Annotated in this window: 15 protein-coding genes; 11 read left to right on the forward strand and 4 right to left on the reverse strand. The window is 61.9% G+C overall.

Annotated elements, in window-relative coordinates; genetic code table 11:
* Positions 1-8 precede the first annotated feature (8 nt).
* Together phnL and P3T17_RS17535 are read left to right on the forward strand one after the other, a co-directional pair.
* Complete coding sequence (gene phnL / locus P3T17_RS17530) at positions 9-776, forward strand: phosphonate C-P lyase system protein PhnL (RefSeq protein ID WP_429408175.1); 768 nt, start codon at positions 9-11, stop codon at positions 774-776.
* Between the two features lie 36 nt (positions 777-812).
* A complete protein-coding gene (locus P3T17_RS17535; protein WP_074269081.1) occupies positions 813-1946 on the forward strand; it encodes an alpha-D-ribose 1-methylphosphonate 5-triphosphate diphosphatase in 1134 nt (377 codons plus the stop codon).
* A 62-nt stretch (positions 1947-2008) separates the two neighbouring features.
* Here P3T17_RS17535 and P3T17_RS17540 read toward each other — a convergent pair whose 3' ends face one another.
* The 4 genes from P3T17_RS17540 to manD all read right to left on the reverse strand — a co-directional run bounded on the left by P3T17_RS17540 (position 2009) and on the right by manD (position 6679).
* A complete protein-coding gene (locus tag P3T17_RS17540; protein WP_429408177.1) occupies positions 2009-2842 on the reverse strand; it encodes a GntR family transcriptional regulator in 834 nt (277 codons plus the stop codon).
* Between the two features lie 108 nt (positions 2843-2950).
* Positions 2951-4240, reverse strand: a complete 1290-nt coding sequence (locus P3T17_RS17545; RefSeq protein ID WP_429408179.1) for an MFS transporter — start codon at positions 4238-4240, stop codon at positions 2951-2953.
* Positions 4241-4330: 90 nt separating this feature from the next.
* Positions 4331-5368: an L-idonate 5-dehydrogenase gene (locus P3T17_RS17550; RefSeq protein WP_429408181.1), complete on the reverse strand. Its 1038-nt coding sequence runs from the start codon at positions 5366-5368 to the stop codon at positions 4331-4333.
* 102 nt (positions 5369-5470) lie between these two features.
* Positions 5471-6679, reverse strand: a complete 1209-nt coding sequence (gene manD / locus P3T17_RS17555; RefSeq protein WP_429408183.1) for a D-mannonate dehydratase ManD — start codon at positions 6677-6679, stop codon at positions 5471-5473.
* 163 nt (positions 6680-6842) lie between these two features.
* Here manD and P3T17_RS17560 point away from each other — a divergent pair, with 163 nt between their 5' ends.
* The 9 genes from P3T17_RS17560 (at position 6843) to P3T17_RS17600 (ending at position 16087) form a co-directional block, all read left to right on the forward strand.
* Positions 6843-8339 carry a mannitol dehydrogenase family protein gene (locus tag P3T17_RS17560; protein WP_429408186.1) on the forward strand — a complete coding sequence of 499 codons (1497 nt, stop codon included), beginning with the start codon at positions 6843-6845 and terminating at the stop codon, positions 8337-8339.
* 535 nt (positions 8340-8874) lie between these two features.
* Entirely contained in the window at positions 8875-9657 is a 783-nt protein-coding gene (locus P3T17_RS17565) for an ABC transporter substrate-binding protein (protein WP_074269082.1), read from the forward strand.
* Positions 9658-9928: 271 nt separating this feature from the next.
* Positions 9929-11044, forward strand: a complete 1116-nt coding sequence (locus P3T17_RS17570) for a succinylglutamate desuccinylase/aspartoacylase family protein (protein ID WP_429408189.1) — start codon at positions 9929-9931, stop codon at positions 11042-11044.
* Between the two features lie 386 nt (positions 11045-11430).
* Positions 11431-12582: a porin gene (locus P3T17_RS17575; protein ID WP_074269084.1), complete on the forward strand. Its 1152-nt coding sequence runs from the start codon at positions 11431-11433 to the stop codon at positions 12580-12582.
* A 199-nt stretch (positions 12583-12781) separates the two neighbouring features.
* Positions 12782-13177, forward strand: coding sequence for a DUF6232 family protein (locus P3T17_RS17580; RefSeq protein ID WP_429408191.1), 396 nt, complete (start codon positions 12782-12784; stop codon positions 13175-13177).
* A gap of 197 nt (positions 13178-13374) precedes the next feature.
* The gene (locus P3T17_RS17585; RefSeq protein ID WP_429408193.1) at positions 13375-13731 is read left to right on the forward strand and encodes a hypothetical protein; all 357 of its coding nucleotides are present in this window, start codon (positions 13375-13377) and stop codon (positions 13729-13731) included.
* A gap of 220 nt (positions 13732-13951) precedes the next feature.
* Complete coding sequence (locus tag P3T17_RS17590) at positions 13952-15037, forward strand: hypothetical protein (RefSeq protein WP_429408196.1); 1086 nt, start codon at positions 13952-13954, stop codon at positions 15035-15037.
* Between the two features lie 115 nt (positions 15038-15152).
* Positions 15153-15644 (forward strand): helix-turn-helix domain-containing protein, encoded by a 492-nt coding sequence (locus P3T17_RS17595; RefSeq protein ID WP_429408198.1) that lies wholly within the window; start codon positions 15153-15155, stop codon positions 15642-15644.
* Positions 15644-16087 (forward strand): hypothetical protein, encoded by a 444-nt coding sequence (locus tag P3T17_RS17600; protein WP_429408200.1) that lies wholly within the window; start codon positions 15644-15646, stop codon positions 16085-16087. Before P3T17_RS17595 ends, P3T17_RS17600 begins: the two co-directional genes overlap by 1 nt.

Below are 16087 nucleotides of genomic sequence, written 5' to 3' on the forward strand. Positions count from 1 at the left end.
GGTTCACGATGTCATCCATCGAATCACGCGCGTCTGAACGCGCTTTCATCGACAACCCAGCGCTGATGTTGCGCGCCGTCGATATCCGCAAGACCTTCACGCTGCATGCCCAGGGCGGTGTGCAGATCGATGCGCTCGCGGGCGTCTCGCTGGACGTCGAGCAGGGCGAATGCGTCGTGCTGGTCGGGCCGTCTGGCATCGGCAAGAGCACGCTGCTGCGCTGCCTGTATGGCAACTATCTGGCGAGTTCAGGCTCCATTGCGATCCGCTCGGATGCAGACGAGGCGCAGCACGTCGCCCTTACCGGCGCCGAACCGCATGACGTGTTGCGTTTGCGGCGCAACGTGGTCGGCTATGTGAGCCAGTTTCTGCGGGTCATCCCGCGCGTCACCACGCTCACGCTCGTTGCCGAACCGCTGGTGTCGCGAGGCGTGGCGGAAGAAGAAGCGCTCGAGCGAGCCGCCGCGCTGCTGACGCGTCTGAACGTGCCCGAACGGCTGTGGTCGCTGGCGCCCGCCACGTTTTCCGGCGGCGAGCAGCAACGCGTGAACATTGCGCGCGGCCTGATCGCCGGTCATCCGTTGCTGCTGCTCGACGAGCCCACAGCTTCGCTCGATGCCGGGAATCGCGACGTGGTCGCCGATCTGGTCATCGAAGCGCGCGAGCGCGGCGCTGCCATTGTCGGTATCTTTCACGATGAAGACACGCGCGCGAAGGTGGCGACACGCCGCCTCGAACTTCAGCCACCGCTGCGTCATCAAGCGGCGCTACACTGAGCAGTGAAACCAGCAGACTGACTACGGAGCATGTCGATGTTGATCAGGAACGCTCGCATCGTGACGCGAGACGAAGTATTCACCGGTGTGGTGCGCATCGAAGACGGCAAGATCCACGACGTCGAACGCGGCACCACTTCGGCACGCGAAGCAGAAGACTGGGACGGCGATTTCCTGCTGCCGGGTCTGATCGAACTGCATACGGACAATCTCGAGAAACATCTCGTGCCGCGTCCGGGCGTGGAATGGAATACAGATGCGGCCTTCGTGATCCACGATGCACAAGTAGCCGCTGCGGGCATCACCACCGTATTCGACGCGCTCGCCATCGGCACACGCGCGAATGCCGGCATCCGTGGCCGCGATCTGCAAACGAAATGCGCGCAGGCTCTCACGCGCTTCCATGAAAAGAATCTGCTGCGCGCCGAGCACTTTTTGCATCTGCGTTGCGAGATTGCCACCGCCGACGTGGTCGAAGTGTTCGACTCGTTGTGCAAGCATCCATTGCTGCGCCTTGCTTCCGTGATGGATCACACGCCGGGTCAGCGGCAGTGGCACGACCGCGAGCAATGGCGCCGCTTCCAGGAACGCAATGGCAAGCTCACCGACGAGCATGTGACAACCGCGTTGGCCGAACTGGCTGACGAGCAGGAGCGTTATGCGGATGCGCACCGCCGCGAGATCGTCGCGCGCTGCAAAACCCTCGGTGTGCCGGTAGCGAGCCATGACGACACGCTCGTCGAGCACGTCGCACAGGCCGCAGCCGAGGGCATCGTGCTGGCGGAATTCCCGACCACCCGCATCGCTGCCGAAACCGCGCGCGAGTACCGTATCTCCACCATCATGGGCGCGCCGAACATCGTGCGTGGCGGTTCGCACTCGGGCAACGTGTCCGCGCTGGAACTCGCCAAGGCGGATCTGCTCGACATCCTGTCGTCCGATTACGTGCCGTCGAGCCTGCTCACTGCCGTCTTCGACCTGGTGGACAAGGCCGGCTGGACGCTGCCGCGCGCCATGGCGACCGTGTCGGCCGAGCCTGCGCGCACGGCGGGACTGCACGACCGCGGAGCGATCGCGCCGGGTCTGCGGGCGGACTTCGTACGGGTGACGATGCTCGATACATTGCCGGTGCCCCGCGCCACCTATCGCGAGGGGGCGCGGATCGTGTAAGCGGGGTGTGGGCTCTGCAATCGCCTGTTGTGACGCTTCACAACAGGATTCCCGGGCCGGCATCATACCGATAGCGGCACACGCTCGGGCTCGTCTGCATCGAACCAGTCCGGATTGCGCGCGGCGATCGGACCGAGCGACACCAGAATCTCGCGCAGATGCCGGCGCATTGCATCCTCCGCCGCGCCGGCGTCGTGCGCCTTGAGCGCCGCGAGAATCTTCGCGTGCTGGCGGATCAGCAGATCGAGCGGCGAAACATCAGGAAGGCTCAGGTAACGCACGCGGTCCATCTGCGCCTTGATATCCTGGATCGTTTCCCATGCGGCCGTGCAGTCGATGGCCTGCGCGATGCCGTAGTGAAACGCTTCGTCGAGCGCCAGAAACGCGGCCGTATCGTTCGATTTCGCCGCGAGTTTCTGGTCTCGCAGATTGTCGGCCAGCGCCTGCAACTGCTCGTCGGTAATCGCTACTGCGGCCTTGCGTACCACGGCGGTTTCGATCGCCTCGCGAATGAAGCGCCCTTCGCGCACCTTGCGCGGCGAAATCCGCTTCACCAGCGTACCGCGCTGTGGCAACACCTGCAGCACGCCCGTCTCCACCAGCTTGATAAAGGCCTCGCGCACCGGCTGGCGCGACACCTGGAACATTTCCGATACTTCCTTCTCCGATAGCGGCGTGCCAGGCACCATCTGACCCGCGAAGATCGCCTCGCGCAAAGCGCGGAAAATCTGCCTGCTGATCGGTTCGTGGGAATCGAACGAGACGTTTTCGGTGAGATCGGGCAACGCAGCACGCGGCTCAACCGCTGCACCGACGCGGCGGCGGCCACGGACAGATGTCAGCAAGCCGTCGACGGGCAGCGAAGGTGCGACAGCGCGGGAGTTCTTGATCGGCATCGGACAGGACGGCTGCAGGGAATGAGAGAACACTAAACAGCGCACCGGCAGAGCTGGCAGTGCGCAACAGCAGCGCCCCCGGATACTGACCGCAGGCGCCGCACCATACTACCATGCACGTTTAACCAATACCGAAGGCCGCGGCTCGCGGATCCACACCACTGAGCAGAGTGCGCCGAGAACGGCAATCGTGCCGGCAAGGACGAACGCGCTACCGTATGCGCCATGCGTCGCCTGCACGATGAAGCCCGTCACTGCCGGACCAATCACGCCGGCCAGATTTGCCAGCAGATGCACAAAGCCACCCACGCCGCCGACATGCTCGCGCGGCACCGTGTCCTGGATCACGGCCCAGTAGACCGAACCGGTCGCGTACAGGAAGAAGATCGATACCGACATCAGGGCAACCGCGCTCTGTGTGCTGGCGACACGTCCAGCGAGCGCCACGCACACCGCGGCCGCGCCAAGACACACGCCGAGCACGAGCTTGCGCGACAGCAGGGGCTTGCCGGTCAGCCGCAGAATGCCGTCCGAAATAAAACCGCCCGCCGCGAGGCCTACGCTGCCGAGCAGCCACGGAATGACGGTGGCGAAACTCATGTCGCGCAGGCTCAGATGGTGCGCTTCGATGAGATACGTCGGAAACCACGAAAGGAAAAAGAACAGCACGTAGTTGTAGGCGAAAAATGCGCAGGCAGTGGCCAGAATCACCGGCAGGCGCAGAAAATGTCCAAGGCCGAGCCGCTCGCCGCCGGCATCGTGCGAAATAGCGTGTTCGTCGGCCTGCCCCGCCGCGATCAGTTCGACCTCCTCACGAGCGATACGGGGATGGTCCCGCGGATGCTCCGTCGTCGTGGTCACCCACAGCACCAGCCACGCAAGGCCCAGCATCATGATCGCCACGAACGCCCAGCGCCAGCCGAAGCGCACCGCCATATAGCCCACCACCGGGCCGGCCAGCGCGCCGCCAAGCGGCGTACCCGAGCTGATCACGCCGATCGCGCTCGCCACTTCCTTGCGCGGAAACCAGTTGTTCACCATCTTGCTGTTCGTCGAACTGAAGGGCCCTTCGCCCATGCCGAACAGCACACGCAATACGATCAGCGAAACGATTCCGCTCGCCAGAGCGGTCGCACCGCAGAAGATCGACCACACGCCCATCGCCGTGCCGAACACGAGTTTTGCACCCATGCGATCGGACAACAGGCCACCCACGAAATTGAACAGCGCATAGCCAATAAAGAAGCTGCTGAATACGATGCCCATCTGCGCATGCGAAAAATTCAGGTCTTTCTGGATCAGCGGCGCGGCAATCGAGAGAGCCGCACGGTCGAGGTAGTTGATGACGCCCGCGAGGAAAAACAGTGCGACGACGAACCAGCGCTGGCTCTTGATCATGAAATGTCTCCTACGTGACGCCTCTTCGACGAGCGTTCTAGAACGGCATGCCGGAGCGCGACAGATTTCCTATCGCCTGCGGGGCGAAAATCAGTCGAACTGCAAATGGACTTTCATCGACTGCGAACGGTCTTGCGCAACTTCGAACGCACGATTGGCTTCCTCCAGCGCGAATGCGTGGGTCATCAGCGGACGCAGATCCACCTTGCCCGAAGCGATTTCCGCGGCGGCCACCGCATATTCGTCGGTAAAGCGAAATGATCCCTGGTAGCGGATTTCCTTCGACATCACCAGATTAGCGGCCACCGGCGACTGTCCGGCCGGCAGATTGCCCACCTGGATTACCGCGCCGCCGGCACGTACCGAACGCAGTGCGGTATCGAGACCGGCGGGACTGCCCGAAGCTTCGATCACCACGTCGAAACGGCCGCGCTGTTCGGCCCACTTGTTGATTGTGGCGCCGTCAATCGCATTGACCGTTTCGTCCGCGCCAAGCGAAGCGGCGATCTGCAACGCCTTGTCCGAGAGATCCACGGCCGCGACACGATGCGCGCCGGCGCGCCGTGCCACCGTGAGCAGGATACAGCCGATAGGTCCGCAGCCGATCAGCAGCACCTGCGCGCCAACCAGCGAGCCCGCTTGCCGGCCCGCGTGCAATGCGACCGCGAGCGGTTCGGCCATCGAGGCCTGCGCGAAATCGACGCCATCCGGCACCGGCACGCATTGGCGTGTGGCGACGACGATGTACTGGCGGAACATGCCTTGCGTATGCGGAAACGTCGAGGCGCTGCCCATGAAGCGCATGTTGAGACAGTGGTTCGCCATACCCTTCGCGCAGAATCGACAGGTGCCGCACGCCAGGCCCGGGTTCACTGCAACGCGCTGACCGGCGGCAAGGCCCGTCACGCCTTCGCCGAGCGCATCCACTTCGCCGGCAACTTCATGCCCCAGCACGAACGGCTCGCGAACTGCGAAATCGCCGCTCTTGCCCTTGAAGTAGTACGACAGGTCTGAGCCGCAGATGCCGCCCGCGCGCACCCGCACGCGAACTTGCCCCGCAGCGGGCTCGGGCGCGTCGAGCTTGTCGATGCGAATCAGTTTCGGTTCGTGGAGGACGGCTGCCAGCATGAGGGACTCCGGTCGGTAAAGCCGCGCGTTCAGTGCTGCGCAGCGGGAAAGCTCGATACTCAGGGTGCAGCAAGACAAGACAAATCGCTGGGCAAACTCAGCTCACCAGTTCCACAACGTCCCGTCTTCAAGACGCGCAACCGGCAGATAGGCCGGATCGTACGGATAGCGCGCAGCAAGCGTCTCGTCGATATCGACGCCGTGCCCCGGCGCTTCTCCCGGATGCATCGTGCCGCGATCGAAACGCCATGCATGCGGGAACACTTCGAGCGCCTGCTCGGGAAAACCCATGTACTCCTGCACGCCGAAATTCGGCACCCACAGGTCGAAATGCAGCGCAGCGCCCATGCAAACCGGCGACAGATCCGATGGACCATGACACCCCGTGCGGACCTGATACAACGAGGCGAAGTCCGCAATGCGCCGCAGGTGCGTGATGCCACCGGCATGCGTGAGGGTGGCGCGGATATAGTCGATCAGTTGCTCTTCGATCAGTTGCTTGCAGTCCCAGATGCTGTTGAATATTTCACCGACGGCAATGGGCGTCACCGTATGTTCGCGGATCACGCGGAAGCCGGCCTGATTCTCAGCCGGCGTCGGATCTTCGAGCCAGAACAGGCGGTACGGTTCGACGGATTTGCCGAGGCGCGCCGCTTCGATCGGCGTGAGGCGGTGGTGCACGTCATGCAGCAGATGCGTATCGAAACCGAATTTCTCGCGTACCGCTTCGAACAGTTTCGGCACGAAGTCGAGATACTTTTCGGACGACCAGCTCTGCTCTTCGACCACGCCTTTGGTGGCCGGCTCATACATGCCGCCGCCTTTGGATACGCCATACACCGAGCGCATATTCGGCACGCCGCATTGAATCCGGATCGCCTGGTAACCGGCTTCGACGTGCTCCGCGTAGCGATCGAGCGCTTCGGGAATATCGCGGCCCGTTGCGTGTCCGTAGACCATCACGCCCTCCCGCGACGCGCCACCGAGCAAGCGGTAAAGCGGCATCCCGGTCACCTTGCCGAGGATGTCCCACAGAGCTACATCCACAGCTGCGATGGCGGTCATCGTTACCGGACCGCGGCGCCAGTACGCGCCTTTGTACAGGTACTGCCAGATGTCTTCGATGCGGCCCGGGTCGCGTCCGATCAGCATTGGACACACGTGGTCTTTCAGATACGACGCGACTGCGAGCTCGCGTCCATTGAGCGTTGCATCACCGATGCCGTAGACGCCCTCATCCGTGACGATCTTCAGGGTAACGAAATTGCGCCCTGGGCAGGTGACGATGACGTCGGCACGAACGATCTTCATGAAGGCATCCTTGCGAACGAAGAACAGGTTGAAACGATGCTACCATACAAGTATAGCAATGCGCCAAACTGCGGGTTTTCCCTGTGTCTTTGCGTAGCGTGCCCACGGTACCGTTCGCTTTCGCCTGTTTTTGCTCCTTGTTTCGCATCAGGATTTAACGCTTATGAATTCGTCCGCCTTGCTCAATCCTGCCCACCTTAACGTTCTCACTCGGGAAGCACTGCCTGCGCTCGGCGCACACGTGCTTTCCACGACGTGGTGCGAGCCGCGTGTGGGTATCGTGCATCTCGGGATCGGCAACTTTCATCGCGCGCATCAGGCGCTCTACACAGAAGAAGCGATGCTTGCCGCTGGCGGCGACTGGGGAATTTGCGGCGTGACGCTGCAGGGGGACGTGAGCAAACGCGATGCCCTGATGGCTCAGCAAGGTCTTTATAGCGTCGTCGAACGCGGACCGGATGGCGAAAAAGTGACCGTGGCACGTGCCCTGCTCGAAGTGCTGGCGATGCCGCACGATCATGCCGCGCTGTTCGCCAGATTGGCCGATCCGCTGGTGCGCATTGTGTCGCTAACGGTGACCGAAAAGGGTTACTGCCGCGATCCGAAGAGCGGCGAGGTCGCACTCGACGACCCGCTTGTGGCGCACGACCTTGCGAATCCGTCCACGCCACGCAGCGTGCCCGGCATTCTTGTCGCCGCACTGCGCAAGCGCCGCCACAACCCGTTCACTGTGCTGTCGTGCGACAACCTGGCTCACAACGGCGCGGCATTGCGACAGGTCGTGTGTTCGTTCGCGCGGCAGCTCGATCCGTCACTGGCTGACTGGATCGAGAGCGCGGTAGCGTTTCCGTCGACGATGGTCGACCGCATCGTCCCCGCCACCACGGATAGCGAGCGCGAATCCACGGCACGCGTACTCGCTTATCACGATGCCGCCCCGGTGCCGTGCGAGCCGTTCCGGCAGTGGGTGATCGAAGATCGCTTTCCCGCCGGACGTCCTGCGTGGGAAGCCGTGGGTGCGCAACTGGTGGACGATGTCACGCCGTTCGAACTCGCGAAGCTGCGCATGCTGAACGGTACCCATTCGACGCTCGCATACCTCTCGATGCTGGCCGGGTTCGAGACCATCGATGCTGCCGTCGGCCAACCCGAGTTGCGCCATCTGATCCACGCGATGATGACCGATGAAATCGCGCCTACGTTGAGCGTGCCCGCGTCGTTCGATCTGCGGGCCTATCGCGACGCGCTGCTCGCACGATATGCAAACCCCGCGCTCAAACACCGCTGCGCGCAGATCGCGATGGATGGCAGCCAGAAAATTCCGCCGCGTCTGCTCGGCACGATCGCGGCGCGCATCGACGCTGGAGAACCGTTTGCCCGGCTCGCGCTGGCCGTTGCCGCATGGATGACATTCCTGCGCGGCCACGCGGACAGCGGCACGCACTTTGAAATCAAGGATCCGCTCGCAGCAAGACTGCAGGAGTTGGCGGCGTCCGCCCGCGGCAATCCCGAGGCCCTGCTCGATGCGCTGCTGCCGGTAAGGGAGATATTTCCCGCTAGCCTCGCCGACCAGCCGCTATTTCGAAGCGCTCTGCGCGAAGCCTTGCAGGCGCTGGGCAACGGCGCGCGCAGCGCGATCGTCGCGTACGCGGCCTGCTGAGTGCGCGCATGCAAACTTGCTCATTTGCGTCATGTATTTGCGTCTTTCCGCTGCACAGGTCAGACGCGCACACCCGGTCCACTCGCAGTAGTGCTGCCAGGCAGGCCGCGGCGGGAAAGCGTGCACGAGCGATATCGTCGCGTGCCAGACACTCGCTCGAGCAACCTGCTCTCAGCCCGAATGTCCTTGATTTAATTGCAAAATCACCGAAATTCGGCATTTGCAAGCCGCATGCCCCATGCACCGCGCATGAGGCACGCTTCATTCGGGTATGCCTGGCGGCCAGTTGACGGCACCGCCATTGGACCGCTTGATTTAACCGCACACCACACGCAAACTCTTCTCGCTCTGTCAAGACGCCATCCGGTGTTTTACTGAGTACGTAAACTTTTTGACCTGATAAGCTTTGCCCGCGCTGCTGGCCGCCTGGGCCGCAGCCGGTCAACCTGCCCGGTCGTGAGTCGCGCCGGGCACTATCTCGCGGCGGCACAACCGTCCGCGGGAGTAACACGAACTACCACCGAGGAGTAAAACAGTGAAAAAACTGCTAGCGGCTTTGACGGTTGCTCTGCTTGCCACCGTCTCGATTGGCGCACATGCGAAAGACTGGACCACCATCCGTTTCGGTGTCGACGCCAGCTATCCCCCGTTTGAATCGAAGGGTTCGGACGGCAAGCTCGTCGGTTTCGACATCGACCTCGGCAATGAAATCTGCAAGCGTCTGAATGCAAAATGCGTATGGGTTGAAAACGACTTCGACGGCATGATCCCGGCACTGAAGGCGAAGAAGTTCGACGGCGTGCTGTCGTCCATGTCGATGACGCCGCAACGTGCGGAACAGATCGCCTTCTCGTCGAAGCTGTTCAACACGCCGACGCGCCTCGTGACCAAGAAGGGTTCGGGTCTGCAGCCGACGCCGGCATCGCTGGCGGGCAAGTCGGTTGGCGTCGAACAAGGCACGATCCAGGAAACGTACGCGAAGACCTACTGGGAGCCGAAGGGCGCCAAGGTGATCTCGTACCAGAACCAGGATCAGGTCTACACCGACCTGCTGTCGGGCCGTCTGGACGCATCGCTGCAAGACGCGGTTGAAGCGGACATCGGCTTCCTGAAGACCCCGCGTGGCGCAGGCTATGAGTTTGCCGGTAAAGACATCATCGACGAGAAGGTCCTCGGCAATGGTGCAGGCATCGGCATGCGCAAGGAAGACACCGACCTGAAGGCCAAGGTCGACAAGGCGATTGCCGACATCATCAAGGACGGCACGTACAAGAAGCTCGAGAACAAGTACTTCACGTTCGACGTGTACGGCAGCTGATCGCAGCTGGCGCGGCTGGCCGCGCCACCGCGAAGTGGCTCAAACGGGCTCCGCTCCAGGCGGGGCCCGTTTCGTTTGGGGTAGCGTGCAATCACCGCTCGCGCTGGTGGGCTACTCCACATTGCGTTCGCTTATCGGCTAAGATCGAGCGATTACGCTTCGCGGCGCCGGCCATGCCCGACGCACTGCAAGCCGCTGCAAAATTCGATTTTCCAAACTGAAATCAACGACATAGCGCGACTCCCCGCGAGGTCGCCGCGCTTCAGAGACCATGCAAACGCTAACCCATCCGCTGATTTCCCCGACACTCGGCACCGCACGCAACCTGACGAGTTTTCACTACGGTCCCGGCGGCGGGCAAAAAATCTATATCCAGTCTTCGCTGCACGCCGACGAACTGCCCGGCATGCTGGTGTCCTGGGCCCTGCGCCGCAAGCTCGAAGCGCTCGAGGCCGCCGGCAAGATCAAAGGCGAGGTGGTGATCGTGCCGGTGGCAAACCCGATCGGCCTGAACCAGCACTTTCTCGGCCATCACATGGGCCGCTTCGAAGCCACCACCGCGCAGAACTTCAACCGCAACTTCCATGATCTGGCAGCCCTCGTCCTGCCGGTGATCGAAGCGCGCCTGACCGACGACATCGAGCACAACCGCCAGGCGATCCGCGCCGCGACGGGCGAGGCGCTCGACGCAATCAAGCCGGAAACAGAACTGCAATCGCATCGCCTCGCGCTGCAGAAGCTGTCGTACGACGCCGACGTCGTGCTCGACCTGCACTGCGACTGGGAAGCGGCCATGCACATCTACACCAATCCGGACCTATGGACGGAGGTCGAGCCGCTCGCGCGCTATCTGGAAGCCAAGGCGTCGTTGCTGGCGCTGAATTCCGTCGGCAATCCGTTCGACGAGATCCACAGCTTCTGCTGGTCCGATCTGCGCGGCCGTTACGGCGACCGTTTCCCGATTCCGAACGGCTCGGTGTCGGTGACAATCGAACTGCGCGGCCAGCGCAACGTTTCGTATGAGTTCGCCGAGCACGACGCGCAGGCGATCATCGAGTATCTGACGCACCGCGGCGTGATCGACGGTACGGCGGCGCCGATGCCCGCGCTCGAGTTCGCCGCCACGCCGCTCGCCGGCGCTGAACCGATCGTCGCGCCGATCAGCGGCGTACTGGTGTACCGCACTGAAGTCGGCACCTGGGTCGACGCCGGCCATGAGATCGCCGATATTGTCGACCCGCTGACGGATCGCGTCGTGACGCTCAGGAGCAGCGTGGCCGGTGTGATGTACGCGCGGCACCTGTCGCGCTTTGCGACCGCCGGGCTGGAATTCGCCCGTATTGCAGGGGCCAAGGCGTTTCGTTCGGGATCGTTGTTGTCAAACTGACCGTGTGAACTGACCGGCGAGAGAGCGGTGGCGTTACCGATGCCACCGCTGCTTCACTGGTTACTTACGCCGCCCCGCATAATTTAGTTTACCTAACCATTATCGGTCGCGCAGACAGAAAAAGGAAGAGTCGCGTGGCTCACAAGCCATCCCCATCGCCCTCCGCGAAGGCACTCAGGGTATACGCACAAACGACGCCCAAGCGCCGGACTATTTCAAGTTTTGAAATTGAATTGTTGCATTTGTACGACGATTTCAATTATTACATGTCTGTCACAGAGCCTTCACCCCCTTCCCTTACATTTCACGCCATCGCGTGACCGGCCAAAAGAGTCAGGCGCGCGTTCGCTTCTCGCGCGATTGCATCATTTAAACCGGAGAATCTCTTGAACAAGAAAGTCTTAGCCACCGCGATCCTCGCAGCGTTCGCTGGCGCCGCTCACGCACAAAGCAGCGTGACCCTGTACGGCTTGATCGACGCAGGTGTCACCTACGTGAACCATGCAGGCACTGGCGGCAAAAGTCTGTATCAATATGGTGACGGCGTCTCGCAAGGCAGCCGTTGGGGCCTGCGCGGCTCCGAAGATCTGGGCGGTGGTCTGAAGGCCATCTTCCTGTTGGAAAACGGCTTTAATTCGGGCACGGGCGCGCTGGGTCAAGGCGGCGCACTGTTCGGCCGCCAGGCCTACGTCGGTCTGACGAAGGACACCATCGGCTCGCTCACGTTCGGCCGTCAGTACTCGTTCTCCACCGACTATCTGGGCGGCGCGTATGCCAACGGCGGCGAGACCGTCGCAGGCAACTACGGCTACCACATCAACGATATCGATCAGCTCACGTCGAGCCGTATCAACAACTCGGTCAAGTTCACCAGCGCGAACTTCTACGGCCTGACGTTCGGTGCGATGTACGGCTTCTCGAACCAGGCTGGCGCGTTTGAAGGCTCGCCGGGTTCGAGCGGTTCGTCGTCGGCCTACAGCTTCGGCCTGAACTACAACAACGGCCCGTTCGGTATCGGCGCCGCGTACACCGATATCCGCTTCCCGGGTTCGGCAGCACCGTCGTTCTCGACGACGCTCGCCAATGCATCGTCGGTTACGGGTGCGGCAGGCGTTGCGAAGGACCTGGCTACGGCTGGCGTCGGCGCCAAGTACTCGATCGGACCGGCTACGCTGTGGGCATTGTGGACGCACACGAACATCGAGCAGATCGTCGGCCACATGACGACGTTCAATGCGTATGAAGCGGGCGCCAAGTACGCGATCACGCCGGCACTGACGGGCGCGTTGGGCTACACGTACATGCAGGCGAAAGATCTGACCAACGGTCACTGGAACCAGGTCGACGCCAGCGTCGACTATGCACTGAGCAAGCGCACCGACGTGTACCTGCTCGGCGTGTATCAGGATGCCAAGGGCAAGGCCGCAAACGGCGCCGCCCTGCAATCGCAGATCGGCGTGAGCACGAGCAGCTACCTGCCGGTTTCCGGTACGGACTCGCAGCTGGCAGTTCGCGCGGGCATCCGCGTCAAGTTCTAAGCGGAATCTGCGTCCCGGGCGGCAGCACGCCCCCGGGACGTGCCGTGAGAACAGCAAACGCCTGAACGAAGGCGCCTGTCATGGGCACTTCGTTCGGGCGTTTGTACGTTTAAGTAACCGTCTGCGTCACCCCGCCCCTTCCTGCTCGCGCCCCGCTTCTGGTACCCTGCGCCCTTTGCTACCGCTTGCATTCAACCTGATGGAAATCCCCTTCAACGACCGTGGCGTCTCGGTCACGCGCAATGCACTCTCCTCCGCCGGGCAGGTTTTCCCGCTGCGCGAGATCCAGAGCGTGCGCGTCGTTACCGTGCAAAAGAACAAGATCCTGCCCGTGGCGATCTCGGTGATCGGCCTGATCGGCGCGATTGCCGGCGGCGTGTTCCGCTCATCTGTCGGCATTGTCTGCGGGATCATGCTGGTGGTGGTGGGCTGGCTCACGTGGATCACCCAGGACGTCACGCATCGTCTGATGGTCCAGACCAGCAGCGGTGAGCGCGAGGCGCTTTCGAGCGTCGATCTCGAGTTCGTCGAACGGGTGGCGCAGGCCGTTCGGGAAACGATGGCGGCAGCGCCGGCTCAGGCTCCGAAAGATTGACCTGGCGGCATCAGGTGATAAACGCGGCGGTAGAAGCAGCGGCAAAAAGCGCCGACACTCGCCGTTTGCACCGCCCCTCCCCCGTTAACACAAAATTAACCTGAACACGGCGAGCTTTTGCACTCGCTTGAGACTCGCGCGGCTAAAGTGGACTCGTCTCCACAACACGCCGCCGACCTCCGTGGCGGCGCCCCACGATGTTACAGTCCACCGCCACGCCTGCTACGGTCGTCCCGCGAGGTTTGCGCTCACCTGCTTCTTCCGCACCCTCCGCACCAGTCCGTGTACCTCTCGTCACCCTCGATGTGACGGTACCCGGCACCTCTTCGACAACCGGCAGGCGGGCGTTGCAAGCCGCGCTCGGCAAGAATCTGCGGCTCTATGTCGTGACCATCGACAAGCGCAACGAGCGCATCACCTTTCGCGTAGAAGTCATCTCACGCACCCTCGATGAAGTGATCGGCGCATTAGCCCGCGCGCTGGACCGGGCCATCCTCGGCCGTGCGGTGGAAAGCGTGATCCGCCAACCACGTGATTTTTCGCTGGGTCGTTGATCCGGATCAAGCTGTTACATTTTTCTTCATTTCGGTATAGGGAGGCGGGTAGAGTCTGCGGTTCTGTTGATCCCGCGTTCCCTCCCGCAGGCTCCGCAAGCGCCCCATTCCACCGCCCACAAGGCGACGGGCCTTCGCGACAGTTCGTCACTGCGGCTCGCCTCACCGTTTACGATGCACCGCCTCCGTCTGGGACACGCTCTTTTGCAAAGTGTGCCCCATGTCCCTGCTGTCCCGAAATTCCCTGAGCTTCATTCGCAGCCATCTCCTGAGTGCTTTCACAGTCGCGGCGCTTGCTGGCGGCGTCGTTTCGCTAAGTGGTTGCAGCGTCACCTTTCCGGTTCCGACGCCTCCCGCCCCCGCAGCCACGCTAATTAACGGCGGCAATGACGGCGTGCTGATCCCGCTGCATGTCGAACGTGCCGATGAAGGTCACGCGCGGCTCGGCATGCCAGTTCAGCTCGACGGCAAAGCCGTCTACATGGCCTTCGACAGCGGCACCGAGGGCGTACGCGTGCTCTCCAAGGTGTTGCCGGGAACGAACTATCCGGTCACGGGCGCCACGACGTCCATGACGTTCGCGAATGGCGCCCAGGTCTCCGGACCGTCTGTCAGGCTGCCTATTAGCGTGATTGGCACCAAACCGGTTGAAGTGAGCGCGCAAACTGTCAACGACGTGCGCTGTCAGCGCAACAACAAACACTGCCTCGCCATGGATGGCTACACGGGCGAGTTCGGCTTTGCGTTCTCAGGTGTCTTCGGCGCCGGCGCCGCACAACCGTTCGACGGTTGCTGCACGAATCCGCTGCGGGCATTGCCGGGCAATCTCGGTCAGCGCTATCTGGTGCATGCGAATTTCGACAAACCTTTTGTGATCCTGAGCCCGTCGCCGGGCCTCACGCACAATTTCACGATGGTTCCGATGACGGTGTCGCAAGCCGGTGCGCTGCAGTGGCCGGTGGGTTGCGTGCAGATTGCCGACAAGATGCGCTTCTGCGCGCCGGTGGTGTTCTCGACCGGCAGTACCGAGATGATTCGCGTAGAGACCGACAAGGCGCCCAACTGGACCGGCGACGGCGAGGAGAATGACGTGCTCGCGCAAGGTAACTACGACGTGGGGCTTGGCGTCGGTTCGTGGGGACATCGCTATGAGAGCGCGCAGATCACGATCGCCAAGACGAAGCCGGGTGCGAACCGGATCGTGGTGGGGCTGACGGCAATGCAAAACATTGACGTGCTGCTTGATTTCCAGCACGGGCAGTTGGGGCTGCATGCGGTGAAGACTTCGGAGACGTTGGCGCCGTGAGGGAACGTGAATCGCCAGTGTCGCAAGCGTTTTCTGTCTGGATTCTGTAGCGAATGAGTCGGCGACGACCAATTCCACAAATCTCACGAAGAGTTGCGCAGAAACGCCTACAACTATGAGCCAGATCACCACATCACCCGCCGAATTTGCGACGAGTACGAGTTCATGGGACTCGTTATTCGTCACTAGCGATGCTCAAACGTGTCAGTCGTCCGCCTCGGCATTGGCACTTTGGATCGACGCCCGTGAGGCAGCCGCACGTCCGCGGCGACCCGGCGCAGTCTCTGCCGCGAACATCCTGTCAGCCCGCGAAAAAGCCAATCCCGAGTACGCCTCTCGCTTGTCCGCGGCACGGAAGCGACTGGCCAACGAGTTTTATGGAACACCAACATCGCTTTCGCAGATGCGCCTCAGCAAGGGACTTTCTCAGGTGGCACTCGCCGAGAAACTCGGCACGAGCCAACCCCACATCGCAAAAATTGAAGCAGGCAAGGTAAAAATACAGTTCGCCACCGCCGTGCAGTTGGCCGACGCGTTGGGCATCACACTGGATGAGCTTCGGCCTTTGATCGAGCAGGCAGTCGATGAATCACTCGCGGAGAAGTAATGACCCGCTATGCCTTTTGTCATTTCTGCGACGACGTACGAGTTGAAATAGGCTTCAAGACTTCAATCATGGGGCTCTACGGTGGGGATCTTTTAGTGCCCGCCAATCCGACGGTCCTACCCAAGCTTTGCATCGTAGCCTTTGCGATCACGGATACCGATCATCCCTTCCACTCTCTGACCGTCCGGATCAGCGAGGGCGACCGTGTCTTGATCGACAACCCGATTCCGTCCAAAACGCTTGCAGGAATTCAGCGCGACATCCAGGCACGAACTGACGCGGAAGACACGACGTCGCGAATTTCGATCGGGACGAATTTGTTCATCAGCCCGTTTGTGGTCGACAGAAACATGACCATCAAAACGATGGTCATCGCGGACGGCGAAGAGATGGTTGCTGGACGTTTGCACGTTAAGTTCGCATCAGCTACGCGCACACGTTGA

Source organism: Paraburkholderia sp. GAS82 (genome assembly GCF_050436285.1).
Taxonomy (GTDB): Bacteria; Pseudomonadota; Gammaproteobacteria; order Burkholderiales; family Burkholderiaceae; genus Paraburkholderia; species Paraburkholderia phenazinium_B.

Coding starts and splice junctions, on each gene's coding strand:
- phnL (WP_429408175.1), top strand. CDS start 9: ATGTCATCCATCGAATCACGCGCGTCTGAACGCGCTTTCATCGACAAC.
- P3T17_RS17535 (WP_074269081.1), top strand. CDS start 813: ATGTTGATCAGGAACGCTCGCATCGTGACGCGAGACGAAGTATTCACC.
- P3T17_RS17540 (WP_429408177.1), bottom strand. CDS start 2,842: ATGCCGATCAAGAACTCCCGCGCTGTCGCACCTTCGCTGCCCGTCGAC.
- P3T17_RS17545 (WP_429408179.1), bottom strand. CDS start 4,240: ATGATCAAGAGCCAGCGCTGGTTCGTCGTCGCACTGTTTTTCCTCGCG.
- P3T17_RS17550 (WP_429408181.1), bottom strand. CDS start 5,368: ATGCTGGCAGCCGTCCTCCACGAACCGAAACTGATTCGCATCGACAAG.
- manD (WP_429408183.1), bottom strand. CDS start 6,679: ATGAAGATCGTTCGTGCCGACGTCATCGTCACCTGCCCAGGGCGCAAT.
- P3T17_RS17560 (WP_429408186.1), top strand. CDS start 6,843: ATGAATTCGTCCGCCTTGCTCAATCCTGCCCACCTTAACGTTCTCACT.
- P3T17_RS17570 (WP_429408189.1), top strand. CDS start 9,929: ATGCAAACGCTAACCCATCCGCTGATTTCCCCGACACTCGGCACCGCA.
- P3T17_RS17580 (WP_429408191.1), top strand. CDS start 12,782: ATGGAAATCCCCTTCAACGACCGTGGCGTCTCGGTCACGCGCAATGCA.
- P3T17_RS17585 (WP_429408193.1), top strand. CDS start 13,375: ATGTTACAGTCCACCGCCACGCCTGCTACGGTCGTCCCGCGAGGTTTG.
- P3T17_RS17590 (WP_429408196.1), top strand. CDS start 13,952: ATGTCCCTGCTGTCCCGAAATTCCCTGAGCTTCATTCGCAGCCATCTC.
- P3T17_RS17595 (WP_429408198.1), top strand. CDS start 15,153: ATGAGCCAGATCACCACATCACCCGCCGAATTTGCGACGAGTACGAGT.
- P3T17_RS17600 (WP_429408200.1), top strand. CDS start 15,644: ATGACCCGCTATGCCTTTTGTCATTTCTGCGACGACGTACGAGTTGAA.